We start from the raw sequence: 26,629 nt of genomic DNA on the forward strand, positions 1-26,629 counted from the left end.
ATACAGTATCACAGCATTTACAGGTTGAGGAAGAAAAATGTCCCAGCCGAATTAACTTTTTATCTGGCTGATAAAGAAGATTTTTATCCGTGCCTCATCTCAAAATCAGCCTGTCGGAAAACTTAATGATCTGATTGTCAGCTACTTAGGAATTTCAAGCTGGAGGCTATCATTTTTCGCTTTTTGTACGGTGCTTTTCTGCTAAACGGTTAAATCGTTCTAATACGAAAGTCCTTTTCGGCTCCAGTATTGGCCGGGCCAGTTCACCATTAGGCAGGCTGCGGAACAAATAGCCACCGATTTCGGTCTGCGTGCCGCCAATCAGTCGCACAGCCAGGCCGCGACTAATAGTTTCACCGCTTAAATCCCGCACCTGGGCTATTACGTTGTCGCACGCAGCTTCGATTTTATCCGGCCGCCTCAGCTTTATATGCTTCCTTTCTGGCTTTTCCGCCCTGATCCGGCTTAAAAGCTGACGCCGCTCCTTCCTGCTCATGCCGTCCAGGTCGATTTTTTCGAAACTTTCCGGTGGATTTGAATCCTCAGATCTCAAACCTCCCGTACAGTTATTGACAGAACTCCGAGAGGACGCGGGCGCGTCCTTAAATTCAAAAGCCAAATCAACGGCACATTTCGGGACAATCTTCCACTGTGTCAGGCGGGTTAAGATCGGCGTATCGTCACCAACATCTGTCGCGTAAACGCCCTTAATGCGCACGGTTTCCTCGCCGTACTCATTCACGTCTTCGCTGGGCTGATACCAGGTGCGCACGGCCAGCTCGTCGCGGCGCACGAACGGACCACCCTGCGCGTTAACGTAACCTGCCCAGTCTCCCGCATCGGCTGCATCATGTGCGGCCGCAAACTCAACGCTCAGGCCATGCGCGGTTTCACTATCAGCCATCTTGCGCAGCTCACGGTAAACCGTGACCGGCGCGCCGCCCACAAACTGAAATTGACGGATATGCCAGCGCGCCGCCCATGCAGAAACGGCCGAGGCGGTTTCCTTCAGGTCTTTGCCACTTTCGTCGTCCGTTTCGCCGTCCAGCGCATAACCGTCGATATTTTTTGAAATGTACTTAGCGACGTAGCCCGTCGCGCTGCCCTTCTCCGGATCGATAGCTTCTGCATGAAAGCGGGCCTTGCTGGCCTTGTCGCTTGTCAGCTCGCCGCCGTCCTCCTGCCAGGCATAGTCGCGCATAATTTCGCGCACGCGCTCAGCCTGCTCCGGACGCATGAACATCAGCATGTGCCAGTGCGGGGTTGCATCGTGATGAGGCTCGGCGACACGGATCCCGAAGATGCGGATTTCTTCCCGGTGCAGCTTGGCGCGGATTTTCTGCCAGACGCTGCAGAGATAACGCTGCGTGTCTGCCGGACTGGCCCCGTTCCATTTGCGGTTACGATGCCCGGTTTTGATTGTGGCGTGATAGCGGGCCGGAGCGGTCAGCGTATAAAACTCGCCGATAAAGCCCATTTCGTTGCAGATGTTTTCAAAGCCGCGAATGCGGGTCATCAGCTCGCAGCGGCGGATCGCCGGGTTGGCTACGCTGCCGTCGTACTTCTCGATCAGGCTGATGCGATTGCCCTCCTCGTCTTCCAGTTCCATTCCCTTCAGAAATTCACGCGTGCGGCGCTTCTGCTCGCGCCACTCTGAAACGGTCATGCTGCTGGCGTAGGGGGTATGCTTTTTGCTGACGTTAGCCAGGGCAATCTGAAGATGTTCACGCCATGATGCGGCCACGCGGCGAAGTCTTCCCTTCCACCATTTTTCGGTCTGCATACGCAGGATTGCCGGGGTGACTTCCTCCGGGTCAAACAGACGTGACGTGACCTTTTCCCACAGCGGCGGCGTCTGGTTCAGCTCGCGGGTGATGATGGCGGCTGTCATGTAAACGCGGTGCGTGTATCTGTAATCGGACTCGTCGCAGGCCTGCGCGTGCGCCTGTACCAGCTCGGCGAGGATGAAATTAGCAATATCCCCGGCCAGCAGATCGACATCGGCGCGCGCCATATCCGGCAGACGATTAAAGCGGCGCATCAGCTCCCACAACTGACCGCCTGCACTGGCCGCGCCAGCCTCTTTCGTGACGTTACCGGCCAGCAGGTTAAACGTGCCGTGACTCATTTCACTGAGGCGATACTGAGCGTTAACGGCTTCAACGCGTGGCAATGTGCGCTCAACAAATGTCTTCGTTAAGTACGCATTGGCGCGGGCTGCTCCCTGTGTCTTTTCCAGATCACTGACACGGCGTTTTACGTCGAGCTGTATCAGGGTCGGCTGCTTTGCGAGTAATTCCTGTGCACGCACTAAAGCCGCAATCATCTGACTGCGGCTGCGCTCTTCCTCATAGGTAGGATATGGACTGGCGATGGCTTCCCGTGGAGCATTCCACGGGTAAGCGTATTCCTGAATCATTGAGACGCCTGCACTTCTGCAGACCAGTCAGCGCCTGCTGCCGGATCAAATCCAGACCAGACGGGCGCAGCTGCAGGATGGCGAACGGCGATGATTTCCGGGGCGCGTTTGCTCTTACCTGCAGCAACGCCAACCGAGCGGGCTACGGTGATGCTGGCAATAGTGAAATCGCGAAGAATGCTGCGGGTGTAGAGCGTGTCGCTGTTTGAAACGACAACCGGGCAACGCTCCGAAACGTCGAGCAGCAGGCTTGCCAGATCATGATGCTCATCCTTATTGAAACCAGCCGAGTGATAGTCTGAAAACGTCCCGTCATAAGGTGGATCGCAGTACACCACATCGCCAGCTTTAGTCAGGCGCAGCGTTTCGCGGAAGTCGGCGCAGATGAACGTTGCTCGCTGCGCTTTTTCTGCGAATGCCTCTATCTCGGTCAGCGGGAAATAGGGTTCTGCGTAGTTACCGAACGGGATATTAAATTCACCGCGCTTGTTGTAGCGGCAAAGGCCGCGATAGCCATTGCGGTTCAGGTACAGGAAATAAGCGGCGCGCTCCAGAAGAGGCAGCGAGGGATCATGATTAAATGCTTCCCGCACCTCGTAATAGCTTTCACCGGTTTTGTTCTGATTAAACAGGCTGGCCGCCACAATGATAAATGGGCGGGTATGCTCTTTTATCTGGCGATAGAGGTTGATGAGATCAGGGTTAATATCCGCAACCAGATAGGCCGGATAATCCGTGTTCATCATTACTGCGCAGGAACCGGCGAAAGGTTCGACCAGGCGATCACCTTCTGGCAGGTGCGCCTTCAGTTCCGGCATTACGCGGGACTTGTTGCCCGCCCACTTCAGGATCGTGCTCATACGCCACCGCCTTTAGAAAGTTTCGCACGCATTTCGGCCACGCCCTGACAGCTGACACAGCGTATTACGCCACGCACGGCGCGGCGGCGCTGCTCCGGTATTGGCGCGTCGCAGTCTTCACAGAAGGAAGCCGCTACGCTGACCGGGCGGTTAACCACGCTGGCGATATTGCGTGCCAGCAGCTCGTCGGCGCGAGCCTGCGCCATGTCCATTGAGTCGGCCATCAGTGCAGCTCCTGTGATTCGTTCTGATAACGCTCAGCCTCGCGGCGGATCAGATCAGCAGCTTCAATGCCGGAAAGCCCCTGCTGATGAACGTGCAGGGCAATTTCGGCCAGACGCCCGGAAACTGCCTGCGCCCGCTCTTTGCGCTCCTCAATACGCGCTTTAGTGATAACCGCTGCCAGCGCTTCAGTTTCTGCATCAAATTTCAGTGTCTTAATATTTCGCATTTCGCTTTCTCCGTAATTCAGGCAAAAGAATGCCCGGCGGGTTTACGCCATTTATTTACATCGGGTTATTTAGTTAGAAAGGGTCATTCGCTTTGGAAATAAACTCACGACTGCTTTTAAATGATTCATTGCACAAATAAGCGCCTTTCTTTCATCAGTAGTCAGTTCACTAAATTCAGCGTCGTGCCTGTCTTTACCGATGTTAGCCAGGAAAAGAATTGCGCTCAGTGCGCGCTTGTTATCCCGGTAATTACTGTCAGTCACATCGCGCATTTCACAGAAAAAACGGGCCATATCCTTTTCACAGTTACCACCCATCAGTTGCGCGCGAATTAACGCAACGTGATTCAGCGCCGAAACCCGCTGACCTGCAGTAAGCTCGACCAGCATAGAATCGCCCTCGATAGCCATGATTTACCTCTTATCTCTTTTGCCTGTACCTGCTGGCTTAATACCGGATGCCAGCGCCTGCCGTTCTCACCCATGATCCAGCCATTCCCGTAGGACATTGACGGACTCTGGCGCCTGAGGTGCGCTGCAAATGAAATCATCGTGCGCCCTCAGCTGATACCAATCGAAGCACCCAGCCCGCTGATAGCGTCAACGGTTGAGGCTAAGGTCGGGTTAGAGTGAACGCGGGCCTGCACGGTCAGCGCGGCCAGCATCATGCAGCGAATACCAGTGTTTGCGGCCTCCAGAATACTGCGACGGCATGTTGCAGTTATCCGCTCCGGGTTTGCGGCACTGGCGGCCATGCTTCCGACTTCAGCAGTCGCTTTCAGCACATAAGACTGAAACTTGTCTTTTGCCAGCTCATTAACCGGTACGCATGGCAGGCAATGCAGTTGTGCCAACGCGCCGTCTATCAGCGTGGCGTCTTCGGTCAGATCGGTAAGCAACAGCAATTCTGAAACCGTCAACTGATGCACCTGATCCGGGTTCAGCTTGTTGCGCAGAGTCTGTGCTTTCATGCCTGCTCGCTGCGCCAGCTCAACCATGCTGTGTGTCAGCGCAAACTTGCGGCAGGCGTCGTCATAGTGGTTATGGGTGGAAGTCTTGAAATCAAACATGTGCGAATCTCCCTATTCACTTAATGTGAATTAGCCGCCAATAATGAGCTGGAAACGGGAATGCCCGAACGCCTTACGCAACTGCTCTTCTTTCCAGCGTGCGTAGTAGATACGGATCGGCCCTCCGGCTTTTTTGCATCCTTTACGAATGGTGCGCGGTTCGATTGGCAACTGCGGATTATCGCCAGTTGTCCACCGATATACGGTGCGTACAGAAACACCCTCTAAAGCTGCGAATTGCTCAGCAGTTACTACAGGTGAAGATACTTTGATGATTGCGATTTCAGAAGCCATATAGCATGATTCCTTTTTTGAGATTTCAGCCAGTGATTGCCTAAGTCTTGCCAACTTTTGCCACCAATCACCACCATAAGCAGCGATATTAATGCTAATTTTAGTATCGCGCAACGATCGGATGCTAATTTTAATGATAAATACCAACTTTAATAACGAAGAGTTACTAAATAGAATTTGTGAGGTTTATGGCTTTCATCAGAAAATCCAGCTAGCGAATCATTTCAATATCGCAGCAAGCTCCCTCCAAAACCGCTACACACGCGGTAATGTCTCGTATGACTTCGCTGTCTTGTGCGCTCTCGAAACGGGCGCAGACTTAAAGTGGTTGATGACCGGTGAAGGTCAGCAGCGGATTCAAAACCAAAAAGATGAGTTAAACAAAAGAGAATCCATAAACCTTGAAAAATTCACAATTAGTGAAAGCAAGCTTTGCTCTGTGGGTAGCTTTGTTATTGATGCGAATGTTTTGAGCAGCCCTATGGGGAACGTCTTTTGCGTAGAAGCTGACTCTTCTATTTACATCATTGAAGAGAGCAGCACAGTTTCAGAGGGTAAAAAGCTAATCGACGTTGATGGAACAATCAGCATTCGTGAAATCGCGGTTTTACCTGGTAAGCGGCTTCACGTCACTGGCGGAAAAATTCCGTTTGAGTGCTTAGCCGAGGATATACGTGTACTGGGTAGGGTCACTGGCGTTTATCGCGAGGTTAAATAATGGCCGTGCGTAAACTGCCAACAGGAGGTTGGCTTTGCGAGATTTATCCAAACGGCGCTGGAGGCAAACGCATCCGAAAGAAATTCGCCACCAAAGGTGAGGCACTGGCGTTTGAGCTATACGCGGTTAAAACTCCATGGCAGGAAGAAAAGGAAGACAGGCGTACCGTAAAGGAATTGGTTGATTCATGGTACGGCGCTCATGGGATTACCCTAAAAGATGGCTTAAAACGCCGGTTAGCTATGTACCATGCTTTTGAGTGCATGGGTGAACCACTCGCACGCGACTTTAATGCGCAGATGTTTTCCCGCTATAGGGAAAAGCGGTTGAAAGGTGAGTATGCTCGATCAAACAGGGTTATAGAAGTATCACCCCGCACGCTTAATCTTGAGTTAGCCTACTTTCGCGCAGTGTTCAATGAGTTAAGCCGCCTCGGAGAATGGAAAGACGAAAATCCTCTAAAAACTATGCGCCCTTTCCGCACAGAGGAAATGGAAATGGCTTGGCTAACTCAAGACCAGATTGCACAATTGCTCGGAGAGTGCAGACGGCACGATCATCCAGATTTAGAAATCGTGGTGAAAATTTGTCTCGCCACTGGCGCTCGGTGGTCTGAAGCTGAAAGCCTGAGAAAAAGTCAGCTCGCTAAATACAAACTCACATTTATAAATACAAAGGGCAGGAAAAATCGTACTGTCCCCATCAGCACAGATATATATGATTCTCTACCTAAAAACAAAACAGGCAGGCTATTTAGTGATTGTTATGGCGCTTTCAGAACAGCACTGGAAAGAACTTGCATTGAATTGCCCGCTGGACAACTTACTCATGTTTTACGCCACACTTTTGCAAGTCACTTTATGATGAATGGTGGTAACATATTAGTTTTACAGCGAGTACTCGGTCATAGTGATATTAAAATGACTATGCGATATGCGCATTTTTCACCCGACCATCTAGAAGATGCTGTTAGGCTCAATCCGCTTACACAAACAGTCACAATGAAAGAAAGGAATTAGGCCTTTTTCAGCGACTTCATTAGATAAACACAGTCGTAATATCAACCTTAAAGACCTGCAGTATTTGACTAAAACCTTATACAACGGAGAACCAAATGGCACACCTTAGAGACATGGAAGAGTTAATTGGTACAATTGAAGATGTTAATATGCAGATTTATATGCGAGAGGCTTTACGCTGTTATATGACAGACGCACATCGAGCCTGTATAATAATGTCATTCATTACAATTCATGAAAATATATACACAAAGTTAGACAGGCTTTCACTTGTTAATAGTACAGCAAAAAAAATATTCCAAGAAATAAGCCCATTAAAAGAAAACCAAGCAGTTTTTGAAAAGGATATGATTGATAAACTTTCAAAAGAGAATATTATATCTAAACTAGATGCATCATTTATTGAAATATTAGGCAAGTTAAGAAATAAAGCTGCTCATCCCTCAGGACACTCTCCTTCAGCCGAAGAGGCAAGATATATATTTTCTGAATGCATTACTCGTTTTTTATCGAAACCTATCTTATCAGCCCATCAAGTTTCAGATGAGATTTTAGAAAGTTTGGGCGGCGGCAATTTATTTCCGACATTAAAAATTTCAGACTACGCAGTCATTGCCCGTCATGAACTTTCAAGACTAACTACTGAGGGGATACCTTATTTATTAAACAAACTAATACAAAGCCTTGATGATAAAAATGACTTAATACAGAGCAATGCTCTTAGATTCATTTTAGGGATGGGCAATGATGGCGCAAAAGAGGAAATACTATCCTACTTACGGAGGATATTAATAGAGAAACAAATACATAATAAAGAACGAGAATACTGCATCATTTTACTAATTTCATGCAACCATAAATTACTTGAAGGACTGAATGATCCAACTTACATAAGAATGAATCAGGTAATCAAAAACAACAATGACCAAGTTGATATTACAACACCTACTAACAAACCAAAAAACCCTTTGCAAAACTTAAAGTCAATATCTAAGATTGAACATGAAGTTGCTAAAACTAAACTATTTGATGCCACGGAAGCCATAATAAAAAAATATAAGTACAATACAGATCTTTACGAAATAATAAAAAATACAAGCTGGATGATTGATGTTCTATTTGATACATTCTTTAACTTGGCAAAAGCTTACGATTTTAAAACGGCTAACGACTTTGCGAAATTTATAGTAAGCATGGATGATGAATTCGTTAACCTTTTTAGCGAAAAGCAATGCTTCAGCATCCTTGCTGGAATTTACAAGGCTAAAGTCTATGGTGCAACACATCCTGAAAAAATAGTTAATAACAACTTCAGCTCAATACCAAAAATAAGGGAGAAGGCATTAAAAGGCTCGCTTTTAGAAAAAGAAAAATACGATAAAATTTTAAAAGAAATTGTTGAGGATGACTCTATAGATATTGCTTCTCTCCTACCCTCTTAAAGTTTTAAGTCATAAAGAGTGGCGATGAGATGGCGATAGAGATGATAAACAATGTGTCATCAGTGGCAAACACTGTCAGACTATGTCATTGATTCACTTCGCAAATCATTGATAATAGGTTGGCCTCACAGGAACTCATAATCGCTTGGTCGCTGGTTCAAACCCAGCAGGGGCCACCAAATTTTAGCTGTTAAATCAGCAAATTAGAGCCACCTTTCAGGGTGGCTTTTTTGTTTCTGCAAATTAATGCCCCCCTTTTTGTCCCCCCACATTTTTTATTTAACTTCACAATTGCATGTAAGAACGCCAAACTTAGTGAAACTGAAACACAGCTCTTCGAATCCGCATCCTGTAACCTCATCATTCCCCTGCTCGTTATCGAGCCTTGCTGAACTGTTACATTTTTTTGCTTAACTCTATCCGAGGAGTGTGGCCTCATCCGGCCTTTTCAGAAGGGTGATATCTTCAGGAAGTAATTCACTTCCTCCTTCTGTTTTGTCAGTTAATACCAGGCTTTCCCCCTCTAACTTTACGTCAACAACTGCAAATAAATATTTTTTACCCATAATAATTGCATAGACATATCCAACGCCCGAATTTCTAAAGGTTGTTTGTATCCTTTCAATAAGAAGTAATCAGTAATTTGTGGTGTTGCTCGAATGAAATTCCTGATAGCTGGAGTTGAAATTACTCCATCGAATTTACCATTATAAACATTCAAATCCATTGTTATTTGATCATCGTTTTCTAACCATTCATTTGCTGAAATTGAACCTTCATTGTCACTTTCAGTTGGTGATGGCCAAGAACCACTCATTGATGGCGTAGATAAATACCACTACTCAACCAGATTATAATTTTCTTAACTAAATCTGAGTCTACTGTCGAAATTGTAAAATAGCCCCAACAATAGATGATGATCAACGCGATAGGCATTGTGCTCTGTGAGGCGGATAAAGAGAGTAAGCAGGCCAGTGTTTATGTGACTCATTATCTTCAGCCTCAGGTGGCTCAGCGTGAACAGTCGCGCATGCTGCTGGCCGGCTCTGCAGATCAGCAGGTAATGACAAGTGGAGAGATGCTGCTGATACATGTTGGCCCAAACGAGGAGCCAGAAGATTATGAGCGTTCCCTTTTTCACGAGTCCTGGCGCGATCAGAGCAAAACCCTCACTATCCTGCCACTGGGTTTTACCTTAAAACGCTGGGGGTGCTGAAACTGGTTCAGTGCCAGTTCAACAGTTTTACTGCAGCTAATCTGCGGGTGTTACAGCAGATTGCTGAGCGTATTGCGATTGCGGTAGATAATGCGCTCGCCTGTCAGCAGATTAAGAGCCTGAAAGAGAAGCTGCTGTATATTTTACTGGAGCAGGAGTTCGAGCGTGTCGGGGGAAACAGGCTGATCCCGGTGGATGTAAGATTGATCGCCGCCACCAATCGCGATCTTCGGCAGATGGTGGCAGACAGAACGTTCCGCACGCCCTGGGGGCTGGCCTGCCAGCGAATTTCAGCACATCTGTAATAAGTCATCATGCATGACGCGCTGCTTTTTCTATTACACCGATGAATTCACAGAACATCGGATTAAATCTGACTGATTCCGTGAAGTTCTTCTGTTAACAGATGCCATGCTCCCTTTTTTCCGGTGATATTCATAGGGGACCGACAAGACCGCTGGTTCTATAACCTGACGGCGCCCTGTTTAAAAAAGAGACCCGTGGCCTACTTATTATTCTTAATACTCCGGTTTATCCGCGGTGATAGCGGTTATGTATTATTGATACAGAAAAAGGCAAATTAAACACTAAATAAAAACCCTGATATCAGACAGTTACTCAAATGAACAGGCAGCCATTTTAGCCAGACGACGATGAGTCGACTCACTGATAAAATGTAAAAATAAAAAACAAATGATGCAAAATGAGGACAAATAAGTGATTCCAGCCATCAGAAAAAACTTTATTTATGCATAAAAAAATATATTGTTACATTCCGCAAAAAAGCTTATTACAGAGAGAAGATTATTCCGTTATTCATCGCCAGGCCAGCCCGATAAAACTCAGTGAGCCGGGGTACAGTTTTAAAGATGATTCAATTCACCACGATTTTCAGTCAGGCAACGTTTCCCGCTGCAGGCATAGGCGGAAGGATTTCCGCAGTATGGTAAACGGTAGTATTTAACAGGCCCTCTTTTCGTTCATGTAGCATTAGTCGCTTAAGGTATCGGCCTGGAGGTAAAGAACTCAGCGTAATGCAGTGGCGCGCTTTTAAAAGGCATCAGCTTCATAACGCGGGTATAACAGCAGTAAAGATGCTTTAACTAACCGAAAATACATTAAAAGGAATTGAAATATGCGTGATTTAACTCTGTGTGAAATTGAAACCGTAAGCGGTGGTGAATTTGTCTCTACCATTGAAGGGGCGCTTGAAGGGGCTATCTGGGGCTTTATCGAAGGTCTGGCAACCGGTGTCACGGTCGGTGGAAGTGCAAGCCGCAGTGCTGTATTCGGACCTATTGCTCAACTCTGTGGTGCGGTTCTGGGCGGCGTCATTGGCCCGGCCGTATGCGTCATTATGGGTGCCTTGTGGGGAAAAGATGCTGTCGCCGCATACGCTGCTGACTTCCGCGTCAACTACGGTACCAGCGGTTCACAGTTGCTGGTATAACAGCACAGCCCGTTATCACCGATCAAATAAATGCTGACGTAAATCCTTACCCCTCCCGGATAAACTCAGCCTTTAAGTTTTGCCGTAGCGAATGGCAGAAATTGACCGCTAAAATAACGGACTTCAAAAATCCCCGCCCTTATGCTGGCATTCATTGTGATCGAATCTATCGAAAACAAGCGCGTTAAACGCCGCTGATAATGATGCTGATTTAAGGGCGGGGGTGGCATGATGCCGATTAACGTTATCCCCGACACCCCGATCGCTGACAGCCGTGTTCACCACTCACCCAGAGCATACCCCACCTCTTGCGCATTAGCAGGCAGGATTGCTTACGGTCCCCAAAACTGTCCGCGCTTAGACATCTTGTTTTTAAAAGAGATCTATTTCAGAGGAGGTTTTTATTACCATTTTCCCCCTGCCGTTAATTTTCAATTATAAATATAAGGTTAAACAGAAAAAACTATAACGCATCAAACATGCTATAAACACTCACCTTCAAATGAAGACAACTTTACTTATTCGTTAACTAAACCATTAATAAAATTCTATGTTAGCCTGACCTTCCTGAATCAAAATTAAAAATCAGGAGAAGGCGATTAATCAGTGCGCTCAGTTTAAGGGATAAGAATATTATGCGCCTCATATCTCTTATTCATTATCACTTTGCACGCTGATTACTCCGCACAGCAAAGAGAGCGTTCCGTCTGTTCAGAACTGCTCATTTATAACAAATCTGATAAGAGAGATAATATGAGAAAATTATTATTAAGCACCGCTATTATTGCCGCGATGGCGTCCGTCAGTTTTGCGGGTCAGGCTGCAGAATCTGCGACCCTTTCCATCACGGGTACCATCACTCCAGCCGCCTGTGGTGTGGCATTAAGCTCTGCAAGCATTGATCTTGGCACCATCGCCGCAGCGACGCTGCTGAAGGACAGCAATGTTAAACAGGGCAACACCGTTACCCTGAATGTGGATTGTGAAGCGCCTGTGGCGATTGCCGTTCAGACCACAGATAACCGTGCGGCAAGTGCCATGACGCTGGCGAACATGTCTGAAGAGATGAAAGCAACCGTTTCAGGCTTATCAGATGCACACATTTTTGGCTTAGGGACAGACAGCGCTCAGGGACATGTGGGGGCGATGGCACTGGCGATTACCGACGCAACCGCCGACGGTGCAGCGAATACCAATGTGCTGACCAGTAGCGATAAAGCGGCATGGTCCCTCACTCATGTGACGGCTACAGCACCCGCAACGCTGACCAAAAACGGCTATTTTACCCTGGCGGCGGATGCCAATAGCACCACCCCGGCAGCCATGACTAAAGCCTCTTATTCCATTGCGTCAAGAATGATTCTGAAGAAAGCGGATGCCTACCCGAGCGGTGAAGAAGTGCCTATTGACGGTAACGTCACTTTCTCTGTGGTTTATCTGTAATTTTTCATGATTGTCAGCGAAGGCCGTCCGGCCTTCGCGTTTTAAATACAGGGTAAAAATAAAATGAAAATAATTCTCTCTGTTGCCATTCTCTTTTCCTTATCTGTATCCGGCGTATTTGCAGCCGGCATGAAGCCTGAAGTACCGGCTTTATTTCTTGATGACCAGAATCGTGAAGTGACGGTTAATGTACTGAACACAGACAGGGATACGGCGCTGCTGCACAGCAGCCTGCAGACAATTCCTGAAGACCCTGAAAACCGGCTGATTATTACCCCTCAACTGGTTCGTGTCGATGGAGGGAAAAACCAGCAGATCCGGGTGGTGTTAAAAGAGGGTGTCAGGCTGGATACCCAGAAGATGCAGCGAATTAATTTTGTCTCTATCCCGCAGGATGATGGTAAAAAGAATCGCGCCCGCATTCTCATTGGCCAGAATATTCCGGTCATTATTTCCCCCGCCAGCCTGCCGGTAAACACCGCGCCCTGGACAGGGCTGACCTTCCATCTTTCAGGTGCCTCTCTGCACATTGAAAATCCGACACCTTATATCGTCAGGCTCACCAGAGAGATTAATTTACTGCCCGGCAAAGGGTCGGTTGAACTGAAAAATTCCTACATTCTTCCGGGTGAAAAGTTTGATGTGGCTCTGCCTGCTGCCTCCGCGAATAAGGTGAAAGCCCTGCTTCTGCACCCCGTCACCCGATATGGAATTTTAACCGCCCCTTTTAATGTGCCGCTCTGAGTCCGTTCACCTTTATCCATGAAACAATTTCTGATACTCAGCCTTGTGGTCAGTTCAGCCTGTGTGCAGGCGGCAAACCGCTATGACAAAGAGATGCTCAAAGCGCTCGGCTACGACGCCAGTGCCGCTGAACTGCTTGATGCAGGCACGCACTTTCTGCCGGGGAAACAGCCCGTCAATATTGTCGTTAACGGTCAAAGCAAAGGGGTGCATATCCTGACGTTTGATCAGGCCGGTAATCCCTGCTGGCCAGCCGATCTGCCAGAGAAGCTGGGGATCATCCCCGATCGTTTTCGTCAGGCAGAGGATGCGCGCTGCCTGCAGCTGCCCCCGGAAAGCCCGACTCTGCTGGAGCAGCAGGTTGATCGCAGCAGCCTGCTGCTCAAGGTCCCGGCAGGCGACCTGTCTGCGCATCCGCGCTTCTCCAGCGGGGGGAATGCGCTGGTGATGAATTACGATGGCCGACGCTATCAGTACCAGACGCGCGCCGGACAAAACCACCACTCGCAGACGCTGACCTCCGAGATTGGGGGCAATATCAACAACTGGGTACTCCGCAGCGGGCAGAGCTATACCAGCCAGAATGAACACCACCAGCTGACCCGACTCTACAGTTATGCCCAGCGCTCCCTTCCCGGCTGGGCGTCGGTCGTGCAGATAGGTGAGATCACCGCGGGCGACACCCTGTTTTCCGGCATCAACCTGCTGGGCGCACAACTCATGCCAGAACGCAGTGCAGAAAATAGCGGAAACAGCGGCGTGTCACTGAATCTGCTCTTCTCACAAGCCGGTACTGCCGAGGTCTGGCAGGCAGGCATCCTGCTGAAGACCTATCAGGTCACAGCAGGCATGAACACACTGGCTGACATCCCGGCGATCAATCAGTCCGATGATTTTGAGATCGTCAGCCATGACCAGTCCGGTCATCGTCAGCAGCAGACGATCCCCTATATTCAGGCTCAGACCACGGTTTCTCTGGCGAATGCCGGACTCTCTCTGGCCGCCGGACGTCTGCGCCTGACCGATGAGTCGTTCCCGGTGTTCGTCGGTTCCGCCGGGCTTTATCAGAATGGTTTCATGGCCGTGACGGCAGGCGGGCTGATGAGCGAGCACTATCAGGCCGCCTCCTGGCGCACCACGCTGCGGCTGACAGAACGCCTTATCGCTTCCCTGACCCAGACCGCCTCGCAGGTGCAGGATTCGGCCGGGGAGCGAGGCAACATGCAGGGCCTCAATCACCAGCTCAGCATCAGCGCAGGCGTGACGCCCCGATTATCACTGACCTCTTCCGCCAGCTTTCGCAGCCGTGATTTCAGGGATCCCGGCAGTTCATGGCGCGCCGGAGACGCCCGTCAGGAGAATGGACAGATCCGTTCACAGTACGCCGCGGGGATAAGTTATAGCCAGCCGCAGCTCGGCGTACTCGCCTTTTCCGGCAGCCTGTCACAGAGCTGGCAGAATGCAGAAAGTCTGGGCTACATGTTCAGCTGGGGCCGCACCTTCGGAAAAGTGAACGTCAATCTCGGCATCCAGAAAAACCGGCTCACGCAGGATCAGCGCCACACTGATGACCATTACGTTTACCTCAATTTCGCTGTTCCGCTCGGCAGCCGCAGCAGCGTGCGCAGCTGGGTTAATGACACCCGGGGAAAAACACGCGCCGGCATGGGTTTTGACAGCACCCTGAATGATAAATTTGCCTGGAGCGTCTCCGGGGAGAAAAGTCAGCGTGAGGATGCGTCAGTTGCGGGTTCCGCAACCTGGACCACCAAATACAGTCAGCTGAGCGGCGGCGTTTCGCATAATGAAAACAGCACCAGTTACAACGCGGGCGCGCGCGGCAGCGCCGTCCTGCATAGTGAGGGAGTGACCTTTTCGCCCCGCAAAACAGGCGATACCTTTGGCATTATTTCCCTCAACAGCCCCCAGCCTGACGTCAGTATCCACACCCCTGGCGGCGTGGTGTGGAGCGACCACACGGGTCATGCCATCACTTCCTGGACACCGTGGCAGAAGAATACCGTACAGATCGAAAACCAGAGCCTGCCTGACAATGTCCAGGTCATCAGCGGTATTGCAGACATCACGCCTTACCGCGGCGCGGTAGTGCCGGTGATTCTGCCCGCCTATACGGTTCGCCGGGCGCTGGTGAGCTTCCCGCCAGAGCAAAGTCCGGCACCGGGTGCCCCTGTCAAAAATGGCAAAGGTCACCTGATCGCCTTTGTGAATGAGGATGGCACGCTCTTTTTCGACGACCTGCCGGACGAGCCGCTATTCAGCCTCGACCGCAATGGCAGCCAGTGTGCCATCGATATGCTTACGCCCTGGTATAACCAGCCCGGCACCCTTTATGCCTCACTTTCCGCGAGATGCGTCCCATGAAACAGCTCTCTGTTCTGCCTCTGCTGCTGGCTTTCAGTGGCCTTTTTGCCGCACTCCCTGCCCGTGCGGCGTGCGAAATTCAGCTCAGCGATCCACGGATTGATTACGGTGAAATGACACGGGGCGAGCTGCTCGGCCGCCCGGGCAATGCGCTGACTGCCGTCGAACTGCGGATGGGTGACCCGCGAGAGTCAGAGATCACGGTCATCTGTGACCGCCCGACACCGCTGAAACTGATGTTCAGCGGGCCCGCGAAAGACGCCGACAGCTATCTGTTTGGCGAACAGGGCCGGGCGACACTGACCCTGCATGATGTGACGCTCGACGATCGTCCGGTCACGATCGAACGAGCCGGAACAGAGGCGGCAGCGATGGCGTTCAGCGCCGGTCAGCCTCTGCAGTTCCGCAAAGAGGGCCAGATCGCCTCCGGCAGCACGCTGCGTGCAAAAGTGACGATAGTCACCTGGCTGGCTGCCGATGCCACCCGGGTGAGTGAGCGGAAACAGTGGCAGCTTAACGGCAGCTTTATCGTCAGCGATGAGGGTTAACGGCCGCTGAAAAATTATCTCGCGCCTTACCCTGTTTTCCCGCGCAAACCCCATGCTATCTTAAGGTTTTGATTTTTCAGTGGGCAAAATTGATGACTAAGTTGCGGGTAGGGATCGTGTTTGGCGGGAAATCGGCTGAGCATGAAGTGTCGTTGCAGTCGGCCAAAAATATCCTTGAGGCGATAGACAAAACCCGGTTTGACGTGGTGCTGCTGGGCATCGACAAACAGGGGCACTGGCGTCTTAACGATGCGTCCAACTTCTTACTGAACGCTGAGAATCCGTCACTGATCGCCCTGAATCGCGCGGCTGACGATGTGGCGCTGGTACCCGGTCATACTCAGCAGCAGGTTATCACCCGTCACAACGCACATCCGCTGTCGCAGATCGATGTCATCTTCCCTATCGTTCACGGCACGCTGGGTGAGGATGGCTCTCTGCAGGGCCTGCTGCGGATGGCTTCGTTACCCTTTGTCGGCTCCGACGTACTCGGTTCTGCGGTCAGCATGGATAAAGATTTCACCAAACGCCTGTTACGCGATGCCGGTCTGAAGGTCGCCCCGTGGCTGAGCGTCACCCAGGCGCAGCGCGCCCAGCTGGATGCAGAGGCTGTCATTGCCCGCTTTGGCCTGCCGCTGTTTATCAAACCCGCCAATCAGGGTTCATCGGTCGGCGTCAGCAAAGTGGACAGCCTGGAGGAATTTGACGCCGCGCTGGCGCTCGCCTTCTCCTTTGACCGTAAAGTGCTGATCGAGCAGGGCATTAAAGGGCGCGAAATTGAGTGCGCGGTGCTGGGCAACGATGCGCCCGAAGCCAGCCCCTGTGGCGAAGTGGTGGTGCATGATGCCTTCTACTCCTACGACACCAAATATATCTCGGAAAGCGGTGCGCAGACGGTGGTGCCCGCCGCCCTCTCCACGGAAACCAGCGATGCCATTCGTGAGGTCGCCATTAAAGCCTTCACGGCACTGGAGTGTTTTGGTATGGCGCGCGTCGATGTGTTTTTAACCGACGACGGCGAGATTATTGTCAACGAAGTGAATACCCTGCCCGGCTTCACCAATATCAGCATGTACCCGAAATTATGGCAGGCAGCCGGACTCAGCTATCAGGATCTGATCAGCCGCCTGATCGACCTGGCCATCGAGCGCCACCAGCAGGCCAGCACCCTGACAAGCAGCGTCAGCTGAGTACATCGGCGGCGTGGCGTCAGGCCACGTCGCTGGTGAAGGTACGGTAGTTAACCGGTGAGGTCTGGTTGCGGCCGTTGCGTTTCGACAGATAGAGGTTTTTATCTGCCGCTGAGATCAGCCGGTTGATGACGGGGGGCCACTCCGTCGCCTCAGCGGCGCTGTCATGCGCCAGTCCCAGACTGACGGTCACCGTCACGGTATTCCCCTGCAGCCAGAATTTCTCTTTCGCCATCGTCTGCCGGATATTCTCAGCCAGAAAATAGAGTCTCTCCGGGTTCTGATCGAACAGCACCACCACAAACTCCTCGCCGCCAAAACGGCAGATGCGTCCCGCTTTGCCCACCACCCGCTGCATCCGGCGCGCGATCTCTTCCAGCACGCTGTCGCCCGCGTCGTGACCAAAATTGTCGTTAATGGCTTTGAAGTAGTCGACATCCAGCAGGATAACGCCCGCTTTGCGTTCAGGGAAGATGGGTTCACTGCGCAGGCTTTCATAGAGACCGGAGCGCGACAGCAACCGGGTCAGGAAGTCGTAATTCGCCCGCAGCGCCAGGCGCTGGTTAAGCTGGCGGATCGCATCCATACTCGCGGCCACGATCAGCGGGCTGATGGAGATGGTCGCCACCCCCAGCCGGGCCGAGGTGAGATGGTTAAGCGGCAGCATCGCGTCGCTGCCCTGAATGTTCATCACGCCGTGCGACACCAGGATAATTTCGGTAATGCCGGTCAGTAAAATCACCAGGCTGGTCAGCGGCATGGGCAATACCACCGCACACCAGATCAGCGCAGGAACCGGGAACGTCAGGCTGCCCGCGCCACCCATCATCGCCCCGATTGTCAGCGAACCCGCCACGGCGATAACCGGGAGCAGCTTGCGGATGTGCAGAAACTGGCGGGGCGACAGCGACGACCAGTCGCGGGTCAGCAAAAACGGCAGCAGCATCAGCCCGGTGGAGAACTGCTCGCTGAACCAGTCAGCCCATGCCACCGCCAGCCCGGTATCAAAATCAGCCTGCTGCGCCAGCGCGCCCCAGCTGGCACAGGTGAACGCCGCCAGCAGGCAGGCCGGGAAGATTCGCAGCACGCTGGTAATCCGCTCACTGCCGGAATCGTGCTGAAGATGCCTGACCAGCAGCGTCACCGCCACCAGCACAAACAGCACATTCGCCACGTTAAGGGTTAACGCTGAGAACGCCCAGCCCGAAAAAACGGTGTCGTTGAACACCATGGCGGCCAGGATAGCCAGGTAGTAGCGGCCCCGGTGCAGAAAGGGATTGCGGACGATGACGCCCGTCACGATCGCATTGACCGGCCAGAAGAGAGAGAGCTCTTTGGGAAAGCGCAGATGTCCGCCGATAAAACAAAACAGCAGCGTGATTAAAAACAGCAAAACTGCGTTCTTCTTTGCGTTGTGCTCTTCAAACAGCGGTGTGCGCATGCGTCCGGACCTTATCGCGGTGAGGCTGGCTCTCCACGCCAGCCTGAACAGGCGCGTGGTGTCAGAATGATTAAATCCTGAATGCCCTCAATGTCATCCTGCGATAAAACCCCACTTCATGGGCTAACTCAATAAAATGACCCAGTGCCGGGTAAGCACAGCAGATGACAGCAGAAAACGGGGCTTTATTATGCCCCGCCAGTAAAAAAATCGGCTATCCGAGATATCCGATTTTTGCTCTTCTGCTGATACTACCGTTGCGCTTCAGGCTATTTTACGGCCACCGGCCACTGACTCAGGCGGATGCCGCGCTTGTCCGCGTTGTCGCCAAAATCTTTCAGCACCGCTTTCACATCGGGATCGATATATTCCGCATTGTCATTATCGATAATCACCACGCTGTTCTCCGGGATCTCATCCAGCAATCCCTGCAGCTTTGGGTTGTGCATGAAAGTCAGGTTCTGCTGAAAGCGCAGGACGTAGTGGTCGTCATAACGGGTAAGCTGCAGCGCGTTGCGATGGCTTTTATAGATGCTGTAGAGGATCTGCGTGGCGATACCGATGCCGATACCGACCAGCATCCCCAGCGTAATAATGCCGACGATGGTCGCCAGGAACGGCACGTATTGCTGGGCCCCCATCCGGAACTGTTCGACAAAGAGTTTAGGGGTCGCCAGTTTATAGCCGGTGTAGAGCAGCACCGCGGCCAGGCTGGCCAGGGGAATGGCGTTCAGCATCTCACTGAACCACATGCCGCAGATCAGCAGCAGCACACCGTGAATGAAGATGGAGAGCTTTGTCTGCGCCCCCGCGCTGACGTTGACCGAACTGCGCACAATCACCGCTGTTATCGGCATCGCGCCCAGAAAACCGGCGGTCAGATTACCGATGCCCTGAGCGAACATCTCTTTGTTGGGCGACGGCGCGGGCGTCTGCGGACGCAGCTTTTTCAGCGCTTCCTGACTCAGCAGAGTTTCCAGGCTGGCAACCAGAGCCAGCGTCACGGCGACGACCCAGACCTGCGGATTCTGCCAGGCCATCCAGTCAGGCGTTTCCAGCTCAGCCACCAGCGCAGAGACGCTGTCGAAGGCGGGCAGCGAGATGCGTGCCAGCCCCTGCGCCATCTCCGGGAACAGCCTTCCGCCTGCCACCGTGGCGACGCAGCCGACCAGCACCGCAATCAGCGGCCCGGGGATCCAGGCCAGCGCCTTAATGCATTTGATCGGGGCGGTTGTCCAGAGGCATAGAATGGCTAAACCGACCGCCGCCACGACAATCGACGGCAGTGAGAAGGTCATCTGCCCATTGACCAGCGAAACCAGCTCCGCATCGCCCGCCGCGCCCAGCGCCACCGGGATCTGCTGCATGATCAGCAGCAGGCCAATCGCCGCCAGCATGCCTTTAATCACACTGCCCGGCACCAGCGAGATAAACCGTCCGGCACGCAACAGACCCAACAGGCACTGCAATGCCCCGGCGATAATCAGCGCGGTGAGGAAGGCGGAGAAGCTGCCCAGCGTCGCCATTGAGGCGACAACGATAGTGACCAGACCCGCCGCCGGACCGCTGACGGCAAAGCGGGAGGGACTTAACGAGGTGACGACCAGACCGCCAATCACCCCGGTCAGCAGACCGGCAAACGGCGGCAGCCCGCTGGCCTGAGCGATACCCAGACAGAGCGGTAAAGCCACCAGGAAAACCACCAGACCCGCCGGGATGTCGCGGCGCAGGGTATCAGAATTCATCATGAAGGCTCCTCTGAAGATTGATGAATCAGCTCTTTGAGATGGCCGGAGCGCAGGTCATAAACACAACCAAACACCTCCAGTTCCTGGCCCGATTGCCAGATTTGCCTGACCGGCTCAGACTTCACCAGCCTGGCGAATTGCGCTTTAACGTTGGCTTCTACCAGCCGATCGCGTTGTTCATCGGGGGTGGCGTCTGCTGGCCCTTCCTCGGCCAGCCCCTGCTGAATGTCATCACGCAGCCGCTGAATACGCCTTCCCAGTGCGGTGTCCTGTCCTTCCAGCACGCTGCCTGGCAGGTTCTGTGCGGCTTCAACCCCGCCGCAGCCGTAATGGCCGCTGAGCACGATGCGTTTCACGTTGAGAAAGAAGAGCGCGTATTGCAGCACGCTCAGCAGATTGTCATCCTCCTCCAGCACCATGTTGGCGATATTGCGGTGCACAAAGAGTTCGCCTGGGTGGGAGCCGGTCAGCACTTCGGCCGGAACACGGCTGTCTGAACAGCCAATCCAGAGCGAGTGCGGTTTTTGCTGATGAAGAGATTTTTTGAAATAGTCTGGATTACGCTGGCGGCGCTGTAATGCCCAACTGCGATTTTTCGCTAATAAGGGTTTAAGTGTCGTCACATTCATCTTCTCTCTACTACCGGGATGTCGCATCCTGGCTGATCACAAAGTGTATCGGCTCACTAATAGCGTGAGAGCCGCCAGGTAAATAAGAACCAGGTCACAGAAAAAGGTTATAGACGTTAACCATTGCCAATGCACGAGCAATATTTCACAACGCTTTAACATGGCGTAATTTGTCAATTAAACGTCAGCAAAAGTCAGAAGAAAGTAAATTTAATTCAGCAGGAGAAAAATGAGGACACATAAACAGAGCAGATTAAAACAAGATATATCAGTCAGTTAAAAACTATAAAATAAAAGACTTAATTTATTGCTGACAAATAAATACAAACACTAACCGCATGGCTTTTTCTTGCCCTGCCCGTTCGCCCCACTTTTACCAGGATTACTCTTAATTAAAAAATTAACCATTAGCACAATCAACCATCTTAATAACAAAGAGCCAGTTAAATACGCCTGCTTTGAGATAAGAATAAAGCAAGAGATGATTAATTTAATTCGCAGCAAAATAGTGACAGCGGAAAGTAAATCAGGACCAGAATTTAACAGAGCCTGAACGGGTCAGGCTCTTTTTCTTGACGAATTATTTACCGTTCCAGCTTTGCAGGCGCGATTCCCGCACGGAGAGCTGCTGTTCCGGCGTCAGCTTATTGTAATTCTCCGCCATACCGCTCTCCCAGTCGCCGTAAAGCGGGTTCGGCAGCACGATGAACTGCGTGCCAAACTGCTGATGATTGAGATTCACAAAATCGCGACGCTGCTGATTGCCCTGATGCCAGGTCGCCCCGCCGAAATCGTTGAGGTTATCGCCCACGTAGAGCACCACGTTGTAGCCCGCATTTTTGATGGCATCGAAACGCGCCTGCTTGTTGGAGCTGTCGGTATTCAGACGCACCGTTTTTTCACTGACGCCAGGAAAACCGAGCTGCTGCATATTCGCCACCGTGGCGGCGTAGTCTTTCTGATCGCGGTTCGACACATAGAACAGCGTGCCGCCGTTCTGGGTGACGTGGCGTGCAAACTCAACCGCGCCGGGCACCGCTTTCGCCTGTCGCGCCTGGGTCCAGGCTGACCAGCTCTTGCTGCTGAACGGCTGACCGTTTTTCGCCTGCCAGGCGCTGTAGGCGCTGTTATCCAGCATGGTTTCGTCCAGATCGACAATCACGGCTTTCGGTTTGCCGGTCAGCGACGGTGCCTGATCGAACGCCATGCGTGCGGTGTTGAACGCCTGCCAGGTCAGCGCCTGATATTCGCCGGACTGCTGGAACCAGTTGACCGCCAGCACCGACTGCTGCCCGAGCTGCTGCTGAGCGGTCTGATGTGACGAGGAGGCGCAGCCGGTCAGCAGCAGGGCAACCAGTCCGGAGGCGGCAAGTTTTGCGGAGGTTTTCATCATTTCATCCTTAAGGTGAGAAAGGGCTGAGGAGACGCTTCAAAAATGTAGCAGTTAACGTAAGCTGTTGGCAGCCCAATGCACGCTGTTATCACAGGAGATTCCTATGGCCGTTATCCCGCGCTCGCCGTTGCTCGACTCGCTGGACTGGGTGGATTATGCCTTTCAGCCCGCCGGTGAGCCACCGCCCGCCGACGGCGCCTGGGGTCATCAGCGCCACAGTGCCACGGTCGTCTTCGACGTCGAAAACACCCCATCCAAAAGCTGCGAGTCGGATGGCATTATCAGCAGCGGGACGCGCCCAGTGGCGGTGTATACCGCTGACTGCCTGCCGGTGCTGATCGCCGATCCTCAGCAGCGCATCGTGGCGGCGGTGCATGCCGGACTGAAAGGCACGCTGGCGGGCGTGCTGATCCGCGCCGTGGAAAAACTGTGCGAACAGGGCAGCGAGCCAGAGAATCTGCTGGTGGCGATCGGCCCGGCACTCGGCCCCTGCTGTTATGAGCTGGGCGAGCCTCAGTTGGCGGAGATCGCCCGGAATCCGGCGCTGGCCCGCGGGCTGCGCTGGCACAGGCAGCAGCCGGTCAATGCTGAGGCTCAGCGCCCGCAGGCGACGGCGCGTCAGCAGGGTCTCTGGTTCGATCTGCCGGCGCTGGCGACGCAGATGCTGGTCGATGCGGGCGTTCCGGCTGCGCAGATCGATAATGTCGGCGTCTGCACCTACTGCATGGCCGAGAGCGGTTCAAGCTACCGCTTCAACACCCATACGGGCAGCGGCTATCACTCCCGCTACTCCTGGATCCGGCGGCGATAATCGCGCCCGCCCTGAAAATCGGCCACGGCGGACGCACGGCCTGTCGCGGCTGATGTTGATTTCACTCACACCCTGACACTCTTTCACTTTTTTTTAACACAGAAATGGCTAGAGTTAACTCATCCGACCACTTTATCGTGAGTGCTGCTCATGGCCGTTCATTCCGACTATCCCGCGCTGTTCAGGCCGCTGGACCTGGGTTTTACCCGACTGAAAAACCGTTTCCTGATGGGCTCCATGCACACCGGCCTGGAAGAGCACCCGGATGGCGCAGCCCGGCTGGCGGCTTTCTATGGCGAGCGCGCGCGCGAAGGCGTCGCGCTGATTGTCACGGGCGGCATTGCCCCTAATGCGCAGGGTGTTACCACCGCCCACGGTGCGATGCTGACAGAGGAGGCGCAGTGTCACTGGCACCGGCAGATTACCGATGCCGTTCATCAGCATCAGGGCAAAATCGCCCTGCAGATCCTGCACACCGGCCGTTACAGCTATCAGCCCGATCTGGTCGCCCCCTCTGCCCTTCAGGCGCCGATCAATCCGTTTACGCCCCAGGCGATGAGCGAGGCGGCGATTGAACAGACTATTGATGACTTTGCGCGCTGCGCCCGCCTGGCCCGCCAGGCCGGCTACGACGGCGTGGAGATCATGGGCTCTGAAGGCTACCTGATTAATCAGTTCCTGGTGAAGCACACCAATCAGCGCAGCGACCGCTGGGGCGGCGACTTCCGCCAGCGAATGCAGTTTGCCCTGGCAGTCAGCCGCGCGGTGCGTGCCGCTACCGGCGACCGTTTTATCATTATCTTCCGGCTGTCGATGCTCGATCTGATTAAAGAGGGCAGCACGCTGGAGGAGACGCTGCTGCTGGCGGGCGAGCTGGAGCGGTGTGGGGTCACGCTGTTCAATACTGGTATCGGCTGGCATGAAGCGCGCATCCCGACCATCGCCACCTGCGTGCCGCGCGCGGCCTTTGCCTGGGTCACGCAGCGCCTGCGTGCTCACGTGTCGGTGCCGGTCATCGCCACTAACCGCATCAACCACCCCGCCGTCGCCGAAGAGCTGCTGCAGTCAGGCTGCGCCGATATGGTGTCGATGGCGCGCCCTTTCCTCGCCGATGCCGCCTTTGTCAGCAAAGCGCAGCGCGGCGAACCGGACAGCATTAACACCTGCATCGCCTGTAATCAGGCCTGCCTCGACCAGGTGTTCGCCGGAAAGATCACCTCCTGCCTGGTCAATCCGCGCGCCTGCCACGAGTCGCTGATGCCGGTGGTCCCCAGTCGCGCCCCGCGCAGGCTGGCGGTGGTCGGGGGTGGCCCGGCCGGAATGGCCTTTGCCCTGCAGGCGGCCGGGCGCGGACATCAGGTGACGCTGTATGAAGCCGCCGCCGATATCGGCGGCCAGTTCAATATTGCCCGGCTGATCCCCGGCAAAGCGGAGTTCAGTGAAACCCTGCGCTATTTCCGCCACCAGCTGGCGGCCGCCGGGGTGACGGTCAGGACCGGCTACCGGGTCACAGCCGAGGGGCTGGGTGATGCTGACGAGGTGGTGCTGGCCACCGGCATTCAGCCACGCACGCCGGATATTCCGGGCATCGATCACCCCAGCGTCCTGAGCTACCTTGAGGTGCTGCGCGATCGGCGTCCGGTGGGGAAACGGGTGGCGATTATCGGAGCCGGTGGTATCGGTTTTGACGTAGCGGAGTTTCTGTCGCAGCCTTCGCATGACGCGGATCGCGCGGCCTTTTACGCTGAGTGGGGTATCGATCAGAGCCTGACGCAGCGCGGCGGCGTGGTGGCCCCGGAGCCGCCCGCCGCATTGCGGCAGATCTGGCTGCTGCAGCGCCGCACAGGCAAACCCGGCGCCGGGCTGGCAAAAACCACCGGCTGGATCCACCGGGCCAGCCTGCAGGCGCGCGGCGTAGAGATGTGGGGCGGCGTGGAGTATCTGGCGATTGACGATCGCGGGCTGCACCTGCGGCGCAACGGTGAAACCCTGCTGCTGGCGGTCGATAATGTGATTATCTGTGCCGGACAGGAGCCGCAGCGCGAACTGGAAGCGGCGCTGCGTGCACGGGGACAGAAGGTGACGGTGATCGGCGGTGCCGATGTGGCGCAGGAACTGGATGCGCGCCGCGCCATCGCACAGGCGACCGCGCTGGCGCTGCGTGTCTGACTAGCGCATTTTTACCGCGCGCAGCACCACGAACTTCTGGTTAGAGGCGACCAGCGTGCAGTTGCCGAACAGCTTTTTCAGCTTCTGGTGATAGTCGAGGTGGCGGTTGCCGACGATGCGCAATTCGCCGCCATATTGCAGACAGCGCTTGGCATCGCGGAACATCTGCCACGCCAGGTGATCGGTGACGGCGTGCTGCTGGTGAAACGGCGGGTTGCACAGCACCGCGTGCAGCCGGTCCGAGGGATAGCCGCTCAGCACGTTATTGACCAGGAACTGACAGCGTGACAGATCTTCCGGACGGTTTACTTCCACGTTAAGCTGGCTGGAGGCGACCGCCATGTAGGACTCATCCAGAAAATGCACCTCAGCCTGCGGGTTCTGTGCCAGCGCCATCAGCCCCACCACGCCGTTGCCGCAGCCCAGATCGACAATCTCGCCTTCGATATTTTCCGGCAGATGCTGCACAAACAGGCGTGCGCCGATATCCAGCGAGCTGCGTGAGAAAACGTTGGCGTAGTTGTGGATCTGATAAGGGGTGCCATCCAGCGGCCAGACCTCCGTGGGACGGGCTTCGCGCAGGGCAGGCTGGCTGAACTGACTGAAGATCAGCCGCGCTTTTTTCCACGCCAGCGAGGTTTTCGTCTCGCCGATGATCTGTTCAAACAGCTGCAGGGTGGAGTTATGGATCTCTTTGGCGCGGGCTGCCGCCAGAATCACCGTCTCCGGGGTCACCACTTCACGAATCGCGCGCAGCTGATGCTCCAGCAGCGCCAGCGTCTTCGGCACTTTAATCAGCACCGCGGCCGGGGAAGCAGGCAGCGCCGCCAGGCTGTCAATAAAGTGGACGTCGCTGTCATCCATCCCGTTGAAAGAGAGGTTCTGCCGGGCGGCCTGCTGGCTCAGCCAGGAGTCGCTGACGTGCCAGACGGGACGCGGATTGAGACCACAGGTTAAGGCACCAAAACTGTCGTTGAATACCAGCACCGGCCCCTCTGGCAGCGCCTGCTGCAACAGATACTCATCAGCCGCATCCCAGGCTTGTAATGGACTTTCGTCACGCATCTGCGGGAAGCGATGCAGGATCAGTGTGCGATCGTTCAGTTCAAGTTGGCTCATGAATTCTCCGGCGTGGTACACTTTGATTAATTTTCGCCCCGATAAAAAGGGCGCGCAGTATACTCTTTTTCGC

At 53.5% G+C, this 26,629-nt stretch carries 25 protein-coding genes and 1 pseudogene; 12 read left to right on the forward strand and 14 right to left on the reverse strand.

Going from position 1 to position 26,629, the window contains the following annotated elements; translation table 11 throughout:
* Nucleotides 1-169: 169 nt before the first annotated feature.
* The 8 genes from OXR04_RS11945 to OXR04_RS11980 all read right to left on the reverse strand — a co-directional run bounded on the left by OXR04_RS11945 (nucleotide 170) and on the right by OXR04_RS11980 (nucleotide 5,094).
* Nucleotides 170-2,419, reverse strand: a complete 2,250-nt coding sequence (locus OXR04_RS11945) for a replication endonuclease (RefSeq protein ID WP_267369918.1) — start codon at nucleotides 2,417-2,419, stop codon at nucleotides 170-172.
* Complete coding sequence (locus OXR04_RS11950) at nucleotides 2,416-3,279, reverse strand: DNA adenine methylase (RefSeq protein WP_267369917.1); 864 nt, start codon at nucleotides 3,277-3,279, stop codon at nucleotides 2,416-2,418. The genes OXR04_RS11945 and OXR04_RS11950 overlap by 4 nt, the downstream gene beginning before the upstream one ends.
* Nucleotides 3,276-3,503 (reverse strand): TraR/DksA C4-type zinc finger protein, encoded by a 228-nt coding sequence (locus OXR04_RS11955; protein ID WP_267369916.1) that lies wholly within the window; start codon nucleotides 3,501-3,503, stop codon nucleotides 3,276-3,278. Before OXR04_RS11955 ends, OXR04_RS11950 begins: the two co-directional genes overlap by 4 nt.
* Nucleotides 3,503-3,730: a DUF2732 family protein gene (locus OXR04_RS11960; RefSeq protein WP_267369915.1), complete on the reverse strand. Its 228-nt coding sequence runs from the start codon at nucleotides 3,728-3,730 to the stop codon at nucleotides 3,503-3,505. Before OXR04_RS11960 ends, OXR04_RS11955 begins: the two co-directional genes overlap by 1 nt.
* 69 nt (nucleotides 3,731-3,799) lie before the next feature.
* Complete coding sequence (locus tag OXR04_RS11965) at nucleotides 3,800-4,141, reverse strand: DUF5347 family protein (RefSeq protein WP_267369914.1); 342 nt, start codon at nucleotides 4,139-4,141, stop codon at nucleotides 3,800-3,802.
* A complete protein-coding gene (locus tag OXR04_RS11970; RefSeq protein WP_267369913.1) occupies nucleotides 4,078-4,281 on the reverse strand; it encodes a phage filamentation protein Fil family protein in 204 nt (67 codons plus the stop codon). Before OXR04_RS11970 ends, OXR04_RS11965 begins: the two co-directional genes overlap by 64 nt.
* A 9-nt stretch (nucleotides 4,282-4,290) precedes the next feature.
* The gene (locus OXR04_RS11975; protein ID WP_267369912.1) at nucleotides 4,291-4,800 is read right to left on the reverse strand and encodes a phage regulatory CII family protein; all 510 of its coding nucleotides are present in this window, start codon (nucleotides 4,798-4,800) and stop codon (nucleotides 4,291-4,293) included.
* Between the two features lie 30 nt (nucleotides 4,801-4,830).
* Nucleotides 4,831-5,094, reverse strand: coding sequence for a hypothetical protein (locus tag OXR04_RS11980; protein WP_267369911.1), 264 nt, complete (start codon nucleotides 5,092-5,094; stop codon nucleotides 4,831-4,833).
* A gap of 91 nt (nucleotides 5,095-5,185) precedes the next feature.
* Here OXR04_RS11980 and OXR04_RS11985 point away from each other — a divergent pair, with 91 nt between their 5' ends.
* The 3 genes from OXR04_RS11985 (at nucleotide 5,186) to OXR04_RS11995 (ending at nucleotide 8,273) form a co-directional block, all read left to right on the forward strand.
* On the forward strand, nucleotides 5,186-5,812 hold the full coding sequence (locus tag OXR04_RS11985; protein ID WP_267369910.1) for a phage repressor protein CI: 627 nt from the start codon (nucleotides 5,186-5,188) through the stop codon (nucleotides 5,810-5,812).
* The gene (locus OXR04_RS11990; protein ID WP_267369909.1) at nucleotides 5,812-6,831 is read left to right on the forward strand and encodes a tyrosine-type recombinase/integrase; all 1,020 of its coding nucleotides are present in this window, start codon (nucleotides 5,812-5,814) and stop codon (nucleotides 6,829-6,831) included. The genes OXR04_RS11985 and OXR04_RS11990 overlap by 1 nt, the downstream gene beginning before the upstream one ends.
* Nucleotides 6,832-6,926: 95 nt before the next feature.
* Nucleotides 6,927-8,273 (forward strand): hypothetical protein, encoded by a 1,347-nt coding sequence (locus tag OXR04_RS11995; protein WP_267369908.1) that lies wholly within the window; start codon nucleotides 6,927-6,929, stop codon nucleotides 8,271-8,273.
* Nucleotides 8,274-8,802: 529 nt separating this feature from the next.
* Here the strand turns inward: OXR04_RS11995 and OXR04_RS12000 are convergent.
* A complete protein-coding gene (locus OXR04_RS12000; protein ID WP_267369907.1) occupies nucleotides 8,803-9,090 on the reverse strand; it encodes a hypothetical protein in 288 nt (95 codons plus the stop codon).
* Between the two features lie 102 nt (nucleotides 9,091-9,192).
* Here OXR04_RS12000 and OXR04_RS21550 point away from each other — a divergent pair.
* From OXR04_RS21550 to ddlA, 7 genes and pseudogenes are all read left to right on the forward strand, one after another.
* Nucleotides 9,193-9,752: pseudogene (locus tag OXR04_RS21550) on the forward strand (sigma 54-interacting transcriptional regulator); the annotation flags it as partial.
* Nucleotides 9,753-10,624: 872 nt separating this feature from the next.
* Nucleotides 10,625-10,939, forward strand: coding sequence for a hypothetical protein (locus OXR04_RS12010; RefSeq protein ID WP_009087309.1), 315 nt, complete (start codon nucleotides 10,625-10,627; stop codon nucleotides 10,937-10,939).
* Between the two features lie 753 nt (nucleotides 10,940-11,692).
* Nucleotides 11,693-12,382, forward strand: coding sequence for a DUF1120 domain-containing protein (locus OXR04_RS12015; RefSeq protein ID WP_009087311.1), 690 nt, complete (start codon nucleotides 11,693-11,695; stop codon nucleotides 12,380-12,382).
* Nucleotides 12,383-12,445: 63 nt separating this feature from the next.
* Nucleotides 12,446-13,126, forward strand: a complete 681-nt coding sequence (locus tag OXR04_RS12020; RefSeq protein ID WP_111208126.1) for a fimbria/pilus chaperone family protein — start codon at nucleotides 12,446-12,448, stop codon at nucleotides 13,124-13,126.
* Nucleotides 13,127-13,144: 18 nt separating this feature from the next.
* Nucleotides 13,145-15,508: a fimbria/pilus outer membrane usher protein gene (locus tag OXR04_RS12025; protein ID WP_267369906.1), complete on the forward strand. Its 2,364-nt coding sequence runs from the start codon at nucleotides 13,145-13,147 to the stop codon at nucleotides 15,506-15,508.
* Complete coding sequence (locus OXR04_RS12030; protein WP_009087317.1) at nucleotides 15,505-16,056, forward strand: hypothetical protein; 552 nt, start codon at nucleotides 15,505-15,507, stop codon at nucleotides 16,054-16,056. The genes OXR04_RS12025 and OXR04_RS12030 overlap by 4 nt, the downstream gene beginning before the upstream one ends.
* Nucleotides 16,057-16,148: 92 nt before the next feature.
* Nucleotides 16,149-17,246, forward strand: a complete 1,098-nt coding sequence (ddlA, locus tag OXR04_RS12035; RefSeq protein ID WP_267369905.1) for a D-alanine--D-alanine ligase — start codon at nucleotides 16,149-16,151, stop codon at nucleotides 17,244-17,246.
* 19 nt (nucleotides 17,247-17,265) lie between these two features.
* On the opposite strand, the gene OXR04_RS12040 is transcribed toward ddlA, so the two are convergent.
* From OXR04_RS12040 to OXR04_RS12055, 4 genes are all read right to left on the reverse strand, one after another.
* A complete protein-coding gene (locus OXR04_RS12040; protein ID WP_009087321.1) occupies nucleotides 17,266-18,687 on the reverse strand; it encodes a GGDEF domain-containing protein in 1,422 nt (473 codons plus the stop codon).
* A gap of 269 nt (nucleotides 18,688-18,956) precedes the next feature.
* A complete protein-coding gene (locus OXR04_RS12045; protein WP_267370128.1) occupies nucleotides 18,957-20,432 on the reverse strand; it encodes a SulP family inorganic anion transporter in 1,476 nt (491 codons plus the stop codon).
* Nucleotides 20,432-21,064, reverse strand: a complete 633-nt coding sequence (locus OXR04_RS12050; RefSeq protein ID WP_033736060.1) for a carbonic anhydrase — start codon at nucleotides 21,062-21,064, stop codon at nucleotides 20,432-20,434. Before OXR04_RS12050 ends, OXR04_RS12045 begins: the two co-directional genes overlap by 1 nt.
* Before the next feature lie 580 nt (nucleotides 21,065-21,644).
* The gene (locus OXR04_RS12055; RefSeq protein WP_267370126.1) at nucleotides 21,645-22,454 is read right to left on the reverse strand and encodes a 5'-nucleotidase, lipoprotein e(P4) family; all 810 of its coding nucleotides are present in this window, start codon (nucleotides 22,452-22,454) and stop codon (nucleotides 21,645-21,647) included.
* 106 nt (nucleotides 22,455-22,560) lie between these two features.
* On the opposite strand from OXR04_RS12055, the gene OXR04_RS12060 reads away from it, so the two are divergent.
* Nucleotides 22,561-23,268 (forward strand): polyphenol oxidase family protein, encoded by a 708-nt coding sequence (locus tag OXR04_RS12060; RefSeq protein ID WP_046102579.1) that lies wholly within the window; start codon nucleotides 22,561-22,563, stop codon nucleotides 23,266-23,268.
* 150 nt (nucleotides 23,269-23,418) lie between these two features.
* Nucleotides 23,419-25,437 (forward strand): NADPH-dependent 2,4-dienoyl-CoA reductase, encoded by a 2,019-nt coding sequence (locus OXR04_RS12065; protein ID WP_267369904.1) that lies wholly within the window; start codon nucleotides 23,419-23,421, stop codon nucleotides 25,435-25,437.
* On the opposite strand, the gene rlmG is transcribed toward OXR04_RS12065, so the two are convergent.
* Nucleotides 25,438-26,556, reverse strand: coding sequence for a 23S rRNA (guanine(1835)-N(2))-methyltransferase RlmG (rlmG, locus tag OXR04_RS12070; RefSeq protein WP_009087335.1), 1,119 nt, complete (start codon nucleotides 26,554-26,556; stop codon nucleotides 25,438-25,440).
* Between the last annotated feature and the right edge of the window lie 73 nt (nucleotides 26,557-26,629).

The sequence above is a fragment of the Pantoea sp. GM_Pan_3 genome, assembly GCF_026541045.1.
In the GTDB taxonomy this organism is placed as follows: domain Bacteria; phylum Pseudomonadota; class Gammaproteobacteria; order Enterobacterales; family Enterobacteriaceae; genus Pantoea; species Pantoea anthophila.